The sequence below is a fragment of the Allosphingosinicella sp. genome (genome assembly GCF_036387215.1).
GTDB lineage: Bacteria > Pseudomonadota > Alphaproteobacteria > Sphingomonadales > Sphingomonadaceae > Allosphingosinicella.
The window spans coordinates 1-7263 of record NZ_DASVUE010000029.1; the positions used below are offsets into that span (position 1 = coordinate 1).

Here is a 7263-nt window from a genome sequence, read left to right on the forward strand (position 1 = left end):
AGGCTGGCGCGGAGGCCGGCGGCGCCCAGCCGCTGAGCGGTGCGCGGGTGGAGCGGGAAGACGAGCGGCAGCCGCGCCTGCGCCTCGACCAGCGCCTCGACCAGGCGGGCGAGCTGCTTTGGATCGTCGACGTTGGACGGACGGTGGAGCGTGACGATGCCGTAGCGTCCGTGATCGAGCCCGAGCTCGGCGGGCACGGCCGCGGCTTCGATCGCGGGGCGAACGAGCTCGAAGCTGTCCAGCATGATGTTGCCGACGCGGGTGACGCGGGCGGCGGGGATGCCTTCGGCGGCGAGGTTCCGGTCGGCGTCGGGCGAAGGCGTCCAGAGCACGTCCGCCAGCACGTCGGTGACGAGGCGGTTGATCTCCTCGGGCATGTCGCGGTCGCGGCTCCTGAGGCCGGCTTCGAGATGCACGACCGGGAAGCGGAGCTTGGCCGCGACGAGGGCGCAGGCGGCGGTCGAATTGACGTCTCCGACCACGACCAGCCAGTCCGGCCGGTCGGCGAGCGCGATCTTCTCATAAGCGATCATGACGCCGCCGGTCTGCTCGGCATGGGTGCCGGAGCCGACGCCGAGATGATGGTCGGGCTGCGGCAGCCGGAGATCGGCGAAGATCGCGTCCGACATGTTGGGGTCGTAATGCTGGCCGGTGTGGATCAGCACCGGCTCGAAATCGGGCGCGGCGGCGAGCGCGTGCCAGAGCGGCGCCACCTTCATGAAATTGGGGCGCGCTGCGGCGATCAGGTGAACGCGGGCGGGCCGCTCTGCAGGCATGGCAATCCGGCTCCTCGGGCAACTGCCGCGAAGCCATAGGATGGAAGGCTATAAGGAGCGGTAAATGAGGAGGTGAGGCACACCGGCGGCCGGTGCTTCCGCGGGGCTTTCAGATGGCTTCGGCGCCCAGCTCCCCACACCAATCTGCAAGCCGCTTCTTCAGCGTCGCCTCACGGGCGTGGGGCCCGATCGACTCGTCCAGCCGCTCAAGCTCGCGAAACGCGAAGCTTTCCGAGCCATGCTCTTTCCACGCCCGCTGCAGCGTCGGGTGGGGATTGCTCCCCATGCGGAGCGCGAAGGAATGGCGATTCCAGATGGTTGCGAGATCCGGCGCACGCCCGACCCATTGCTGGCCGTTCGCGCTGCAGCGGATGCAGTAAAGGCCGGCGGCGGATTTGCGCTCCCGGTATGCGGCGATGGCGGCTTTCCTGTCGGCGGGCTTCATCATCGTCTCCTCGCCGCGAGCCCTAGCGGGTCCAGCCAAGATGTCAATTATATCCGGGTAGTAATATGGCCTCTAGCTCCTCGGCAGAAGCCGGCCGTTGAGGAGCACCCGGCCGACGATTACCGCGCCGGCGAGATTGGCGGGGCCGGTCACCACGTTGTTGCCGAGATAGCGGCCGAGGGTGACGCTTGGGCCGGCCGTGTTCTTCATCGTGCAATCGCGGTAGATGGTGTTGGAATAGGTGTAGGGGAGGCCCGCCTTCGCGCTGGTCATGTCCCATCGGCAGCGGTCGAACAGGATGTTGATCGAGCCGCCGCCGAGATCGGGGACATAAGCGCTCGCAAAGCTGGTGACGCCCTTCGGCATCAGGCGCGGATTGTCGGTGAAAAGGCAGTCGACGAACCTGGTGGCGAGCGCCGGATTTTCGTTGCCGCCGCCGTTGGTGCCGCTGCCGGTGAACGTGCATTTCTCGAAAATCGTCCGAACGGCCGATCCCACCCAGAACGCCCAGCCGGGGCCGGAGAGCGAGCAGCCTTCGTAGCGGACATCGGCGACGTCGCCGACCGCAAGCGTCGCCGGGCCGTAATTGCCGACGAATTCGCTGTTGATGAACTCGATGTCGCGGATGATCCCGGATTCCTGCTCCATGTCGACGCCCGCGGTCGGTGCGCTGCGCTGCGGCACGTCAAAGCCGGTGCCGTTGAATTTGCAGTTGACGAAGCGGTAGCCGCGCCCGCCGACCACGCTGAGGCCCTGGCGGCCGTTATTTTCGAAGGCGACGTTGGTGAACACGGCCCGTGCGCTGCGCGAGCCCGGCGTGACCTTGTCGAGGATCTGGGCTCCGTCGCGCGGGAAGTGGTGGGCGCGGACGTTCTCGATCCTGATGCCGCCCGTGTTGTTCGTGAGCACGAGCCCGTCGGCGGGGAGCTGCCAGCCGGTGTCGCCGAACGGGCCGCCGTAGATGAAGGCGCCGGCATTCCCGTCGAGCTCGATATCCTGGAGAACGATTGGCCCCTTGTTGTCGCTGAAGCCGATCATCGTGTAGGCGGGAAAGGATTGCTGCCTTTCGTCGTAGAAGGGCTGCTTATTCCTGGTGGGCTTCCCGGTTTTGGGATCGAACGTGCCGAACCGAAGGCCGTTGGCGAACTTGATCCGGGCGCCGTTGCCCTGGATGACGACCGCCTTGGTGCAGCCCGAAATCTCGAGCAGCCTCGAAAATTGCCAGACGCCGAAATGGTTCGGAGCGAAGGCCTGGACGCCGACGACATATTCTTTTCGCGGCGTGAAGCTGATCACGCCGCCGCGCGCCTTCATGACGGCATCGGCGAGCGCCTTCATCCCGGCCGTGTTCCCGCGCACCGTGCCGTCGCAATATTGATCGACGGAGAAGCGCGTCAGCCCGGTCGTGTCGACAGGCGCGGATTGCGGCACGGCCGCCGCCGGCATCGGAGCCGCAATGCCTTCGGCCGACCAGAATTTGGGCAGCCGGTACAGAATGGCGGGCGCGGCCACCGCCGTCCCGAGCAACAATGCCCGCCTGCCTGGAAGAAAGCCTCGTCCGCTCATCCTGTCCGCCTCACGCCTGAATCTTGCACCGTCCGGCCCAGCCGCGACAAAGCGCGACCGGATGTGCGTTTCCATAGGCGACAGATGATGAACGTAAAATGGTCGGGGAGAGAGGATTCGAACCTCCGGCCCCTGCCTCCCGAAGACAGTGCTCTACCAGGCTGAGCTACTCCCCGACCGGTGCGTCCGGCGCCGAAGCGCCAACCGGGAGACAGATGGGCGCCTATAGGCACCGCGTCTGGACAGCGCAAGCGGGGTTAGGCGCCGGAGCGGACGCCGAGCATTTCCGCGATCTGGACGAACTTCTCGCGCGGGCTGCCTTCGCGGGCGCGGGCGGCTTCGGCGGCTTCGATCTTCTGCCAGTCCTGGAAGGTGACGACGTCGACGCGGCGCGCGCCGAGGAGACGGTCGAGGCCGGAGCCGCCCTCCTTGCCGCTGTCCCCTGGGCCGAGCGTGGCGGCGATCGTCTCGGCAACTTCGAAGCCGTCAGGCCGGTTGGTGCCGATCGTCCCGGTGGGGCCGCGGCGGGCCCAGCCCACCGCGTAAAGTCCCTCTCCGATGACGCCGTCGCTGTTGGCGAAGCGGCCGCGGCCATGCTCGTAGGGAACGCCTTCGATCGGCGGCGTCTGGTAGCCGATGCAGCTGACGATCAGGCCGCAGTCGATCGCGTAGCGCTCGCCGGTGCCGACGGAGCGCAGATCCTCGGTGAGGCGGGTGCGTTCCACGACCAGCCGCTCGACCTTCCCCTCGCCTTCGATGGCCACGGGCATGGCGAAGAAATCGAACTCGATGACCTTCTTCTTGTCCTGCGGCAGCGAGGCAAAAACGCGCAGGTGGGTGACGGACTTGCGCATGCCCGGCTCGAGCAGTGCGTCGTCGCCCTCGGGCGGGAAATCGGCGAGATCGACGCTCGGCACGGCGTCGGAGAGGTGGCCGAGCTCGCCGAGTTCCTTGGGCGTCATCGCGATCTGGTGCGGGCCGCGGCGGCCGAGGACGTGGATCCTGCGGATGCTCGAATTGCCGAGCGCCTCGAAGGCGTGGGCGACGATGTCGGAGCCGACGAACTCCACCGGGGTCTTCGAGAGGATGCGGGCGACGTCGAGCGCAACGTTGCCGTTGCCGATCACCGCTGCACCTTCGACGTCCAGAGGCGGCTCGAGGTCCGCGAACTCGGGATGCCCGTTATACCAGCCGACGAAGGCCGCGGAGCCGACCACGCCGGGCAAGTCGCTGCCCGGGATGTCGAGCGTGCGGTCGTCGGGCGCGCCGGTGGCGAGGATGATCGCGTCGTAGAGGCCCTGGAGCTCGGCGACGGTTACGTCCCGCCCGACAGTCACGTTGCCGACGAAGCGGACGTTGCCGGACAGCGCCACCTTCTCGTAGCGGCGGGAGACGGCCTTGATCGACTGGTGGTCGGGCGCGACGCCGAAGCGGATGAGGCCGTAGGGGACGGGAAGGCGGTCGATCATGTCGATCCGGACCTCGTCCCCGAATGCCTTCTGGAGCGCCTCGGCGCTGTAATAGCCGGCCGGCCCGGACCCGATCACCGCCACATGCCGCACCGCCGCCTCCCTTTTTCCCCGATGCTAGCGCAGTGGCGGGCATAGGCAAGGGCGGCGCTCGTCAGCTTTTGCCTGACTTGTCCTCGAGCATCTCGGTGCCGCGGTTGCGGAGCATGGCCTCGATCGGGCCGGCAAGCATTGCAAGCAAGGGCGGAAGCATCAGCTCCAGCCGCACCTTCGTGTCGTGCACGTCGACGTTCCCGGAAACCTCCTGGCCCATCGCCTTCACGCTGAGGATCATCCGGTCGCCCTGCCAGCTCGACTGGACCTCGGCATTGCCGCCGGGGATGAAGTCCTTCAGCTTGCCGATGCCGCGCTGCATCCGCGACTTGGCTTCCTCGGCGCCCAGGCGGTGGGGGAGATCGACGACGACGGGCTTGTTCATGGGCCCGCATTAGCTGCTGCGGATCGGCGCACCAAGCCCAATCGCCTGCGTTGCGCCCGAGGCACAGGCGGGCGACAATTTCGCGCCGCAGCGATATTCGCCTTTGCAAGCCCAAGCTTTTGCAGCAGCCTCACAAAACGTGCCGCACGGCGGCTAACGTGGGGGAAGATTATGAACCGCATTTCGCGCGCCGGCCTGCTCGGCACCTTGAGCTCACTGGCCTTCGTCCTTGCAGCGCAGCCTGCCGCCGCGCAGCAGCAGCCGGCGGATCCGCCCGCCGATCAGGCGGAGGACCGCTCCGTCGAGGGCAGCGACACGATCATCGTCACGGGCACGCGCCGGGTCGACCGTACCGTCGCGGACAGCCCGGTCCCGATCGACGTGATCTCAGCCGAGACGCTGACCCAGAGCGGCTACACCGAGACCAACCGGCTGCTGAACCAGCAGGTCCCTTCGTTCAACTTCCCTCAACCGGCGATCACGGACGGCACCGACGTGCTGCGCCCCGCGACGCTTCGCGGCCTTTCCCCCGATCAGACCCTGGTGCTGATCAACGGCAAGCGCCGGCACACGACCGCGCTCCTCAACATCAACGGCTCGGTCGGCCGCGGCGCGGCGGCAGTCGATATCAACCTCATTCCCTCGATCGCGCTGTCGCGGGTCGAAGTGCTTCGCGACGGCGCCGCCGCGCAATATGGCTCCGACGCCATCGCCGGAGTGCTGAACTTCCAGCTGTCCGACCGCCGGTCCGGCGGCCGCTTCCAGGTCAATTACGGCCAATATGTCAGCAACGTCCAGGGCATCGAGGAGGTGACGGGTGTCGCTCTCGGCACCAACGGGCAGCCGATCGTGCGCGCCGACGGCACCTACCAGCTCACCACCACCGGCGAGGACCGCCGCGTGCGCGACGGAGAGACGGTGACCGCAGCCGGGATCATCGGCCTGCCGCTCGGCGCCGAGGGCCATGTCACGCTTTCGGCCGAATATCAGTATCGCGAGCGCACCAATCGCGCGGGCTACGATCCGCGCCGGCAGTACAATCTCATTGGCACGTCGGTCGATCCGCGCGAGCTCACGTTCAACCGGCTCACCCACCGCTACGGCGATCCGATGACGAGGGACATCAAGCTGTTCCTCAATGCGGGCATGCCGATCAGCGACGCGATCGAACTCTACAGCTTCGCCTCCTACGGACACCGCACGGGGCAGAGCGCCGCCTTCTACCGCTTCGCGAGCGACGCGCGGAACGTGCCGGCCATCTATCCGAACGGCTTCCTTCCGCTGATCAACACCGAGCTCGAGGACTTCTCCGTGGTCGGCGGCGCCCGCGGCGAAGTCGGCGGCGGCATCCGCTACGATCTTTCCGTCAACCATGCCGAGAACGATTTCGACTTCCTGATCAGCAACACGCTCAACCGCTCGTTCGGTCCCGCCTCGCCGACCAGCTTCGATTCGGGCGGGCTCCGCTACTCGCAGACGATGGTGAACCTCGATCTCAGCAAGGACATCGCCGTCGGCTTCGCGAAGAGCATGACGATCTCCGCCGGCGCGGAATATCGCCGCGAGACCTTCCGGATCCGTCCCGGCGAGCCTGGAAGCTACCAGGGCGGCACCTTCGGCGGCGCATCGGGCGCGCAGGGCTTCCCGGGCTTCGCGCCCGTGATCGGCGGCCAGCCGGTCACCGAGCGCGAGTCCCGGCACAACGTGTCCGCTTATGCCGAGCTCGACGCCGACGTCACCGACCAGTTCAACGTCCAGCTGGCGGGCCGCTATGAGGATTATTCCGACTTTGGCTCCGACTGGAACGGCAAGGTGGCCACGCGGTTCGAGCCGGTGGAGGGCATTGCCCTTCGCGCTTCGGCATCGACAGGCTTCCGCGCGCCGTCGCTCCAGCAGCAATTCTATGCCGCCGCGGCGACCAACAACGTCAACGGCCAGCTGCTCGAGACGGTGACGCTTCCCGTCGGCAACCCGATCGCCGTGGCGCTCGGCGCGACCCCGCTCCGGCCGGAGACGTCCGTCTCCTATTCGGCGGGCATCGTGTTCACGTCCGTGCCGCGGCTCAACGTGACTCTGGACGTCTATCAGGTGTCCATCGACGACCGCATCGTCGTCACCGAGAATCTCAGCGCAAGCCGCGACGCCGCCGGCAATCCCACCGGCAGCAACCCGGGACGCGCGATCGCCGAGATCCTCAACAATGCGGGCTTCAAGACGACCAATGCGGCGCGCTTCTTCGTCAACGGCCTCGACACCCGCACCCGCGGCCTCGACCTCGTTGCGACCTATCGCTTCAACCTCGGGACGGCCGGCAGCCTGACGCTCACCGGCGGCTACAATTACAACAAGACCAAGATCCGGCAGATCCTCGCGGCTCCCGGCCCGCTTGCGGCCGTTCCCGGCGTCGTCCTGTTCGGGCGGCAGGAGCGGCTTCGGCTGGTCCAGGGCTCGCCGCGCGACAAGATCAACGTCTCGGTCGATTACGAGCATGACTGGCTGGGCTTCACCGCCCGCGCCAACCGCTTCGGC

The 7263-nt window shown here is 67.2% G+C and carries 6 protein-coding genes and 1 tRNA gene; 1 reads left to right on the forward strand and 6 read right to left on the reverse strand.

Features of this window, described 5'->3' with window-relative positions:
* The 6 genes from VF662_RS01255 to VF662_RS01280 all read right to left on the reverse strand — a co-directional run.
* Window positions 1-776 (reverse strand): UDP-N-acetyl glucosamine 2-epimerase (locus VF662_RS01255; RefSeq protein WP_464136764.1); only part of this gene is annotated, 776 nt, incomplete at its 3' end.
* A 109-nt stretch (window positions 777-885) separates the two neighbouring features.
* Window positions 886-1224, reverse strand: a complete 339-nt coding sequence (locus tag VF662_RS01260; protein WP_464136767.1) for a GIY-YIG nuclease family protein — start codon at window positions 1222-1224, stop codon at window positions 886-888.
* A gap of 69 nt (window positions 1225-1293) precedes the next feature.
* Window positions 1294-2751 carry a hypothetical protein gene (locus tag VF662_RS01265; RefSeq protein WP_464136770.1) on the reverse strand — a complete coding sequence of 486 codons (1458 nt, stop codon included), beginning with the start codon at window positions 2749-2751 and terminating at the stop codon, window positions 1294-1296.
* A 135-nt stretch (window positions 2752-2886) separates the two neighbouring features.
* A tRNA-Pro gene (locus VF662_RS01270) sits at window positions 2887-2963 on the reverse strand.
* An 81-nt stretch (window positions 2964-3044) separates the two neighbouring features.
* On the reverse strand, window positions 3045-4349 hold the full coding sequence (locus tag VF662_RS01275; protein ID WP_464136773.1) for an FAD-dependent oxidoreductase: 1305 nt from the start codon (window positions 4347-4349) through the stop codon (window positions 3045-3047).
* Window positions 4350-4410: 61 nt separating this feature from the next.
* On the reverse strand, window positions 4411-4734 hold the full coding sequence (locus tag VF662_RS01280) for a polyhydroxyalkanoic acid system family protein (RefSeq protein ID WP_464136775.1): 324 nt from the start codon (window positions 4732-4734) through the stop codon (window positions 4411-4413).
* A 171-nt stretch (window positions 4735-4905) separates the two neighbouring features.
* Between VF662_RS01280 and VF662_RS01285 the strand changes: the two genes are divergently transcribed.
* Window positions 4906-7263: TonB-dependent receptor plug domain-containing protein (locus VF662_RS01285; protein ID WP_464136779.1), on the forward strand; the 2358-nt coding region annotated here is incomplete at its 3' end.

Bases quoted from the DNA above. Each gene is read 5' to 3' on its own strand.
- VF662_RS01260 (WP_464136767.1), bottom strand. From the start codon at position 1,224: ATGATGAAGCCCGCCGACAGGAAAGCCGCCATCGCCGCATACCGGGAG.
- VF662_RS01280 (WP_464136775.1), bottom strand. From the start codon at position 4,734: ATGAACAAGCCCGTCGTCGTCGATCTCCCCCACCGCCTGGGCGCCGAG.